At 65.8% G+C, this 1,061-nt stretch carries 2 protein-coding genes; one reads left to right on the top strand and one right to left on the bottom strand.

Features of this window, described 5'->3' with window-relative positions; genetic code table 11:
* Positions 1-637 (top strand): DUF5753 domain-containing protein (locus ACWELQ_RS46200; RefSeq protein ID WP_452403273.1); only part of this gene is annotated, 637 nt, incomplete at its 5' end.
* A 28-nt stretch (positions 638-665) separates the two neighbouring features.
* Here ACWELQ_RS46200 and ACWELQ_RS46195 read toward each other — a convergent pair.
* Positions 666-1,052, bottom strand: coding sequence for a M15 family metallopeptidase (locus ACWELQ_RS46195; RefSeq protein WP_452403274.1), 387 nt, complete (start codon positions 1,050-1,052; stop codon positions 666-668).
* Positions 1,053-1,061 lie beyond the last annotated feature (9 nt).

The raw sequence follows: 1,061 nt of genomic DNA, 5'->3' as shown, positions 1-1,061 counted from the left end.
CGGCGGTCTGCAAGAGTCCGGGAACCACCTGGACGCCGCCTACCTGGAGTGGAAGCGAATACTCGCAACGGGCACTCGCCATCGACAACACCAGTCGGTACGCCTGGAGGCCGAGGCCGAACAGATCCGAAACTGGCAGCCCCAGGTGGTTCCCGGACTCTTGCAGACCGCCGAGTATGCGGAGGCAATCCTTCGCTACGGCATCAACTTCTACGGGATACCCGACGACATCGACGCAGGCGTATCCAAACGCATGGAGCGGCAACGAGTCCTGTACCGGCGAGACCACCGGTTCCACTTCCTCATAGCCGAACAGGCGCTGTACACGACAGTCGGAGACGACGATGTCATGGTCAACCAACTCGACCGGCTGTACACCATCCTCGGGATGCCCCGACTCACCCTCGGCATCGTTCCCTCGATGGCGGAAGCCCTTGCGGCAGTAGAGAATTTTGTGCTGTTCGACAACCGCTTGGTGAAGGTCGAAGGTGCCACAGCGGAACTGACCATCACGCAGCCACGAGAGATAGCACTCTACGGGCGTGCGTTCGACACGCTCGCAGGCCAGTCCGTCACCGGAAACGAGGCCCGAGCGCTGATCCGGAAAGCGATCGACGCTCGGTCACGCCTCGACTAGCCCTGCCAAGCCCTCTCGGACCGTTGTCTCAGCGGTCGCTGGCGTCGGGGAGGCGAGCTGGGCAGGGGGCGTCGGGGAGGGTGGCCAGTTCGAAGTGCCACCACTCGTTGTCGTACATCCTGCAAAGCCCCCAGTGGTTGCCGTTGTCCTCCAGCCATTGGGCGCCCTCGCGCGGGCCGACGTCGATGGCTTCGCCTGTCACGTGGGTGGATTCGCCGGGCGGCAGTACCCAGCGGCGGGCGGCCTCCGGGCTGCCGTAGGTTTGTAGGCCGTCTTCCCAGAGGGCTTCCTGTTCGGCGGGGGTGCGGTAGCCGGAGGTGATCGACAGGGCGACGCCCTCGTTGTGTGCCTCGGTGGCCGCGGCGGTGTAGGCCGCGGCCAGGCGCGGGTCCAGGCCGTCGGTGCCCGCGGCGATCTCCCGGGC

It is taken from the genome of Nocardia sp. NPDC004722 (genome assembly GCF_053601505.1).
Note: the sequence above shows the minus strand (reverse complement) of the source record. Positions and strands in the feature narration are given on the sequence as shown.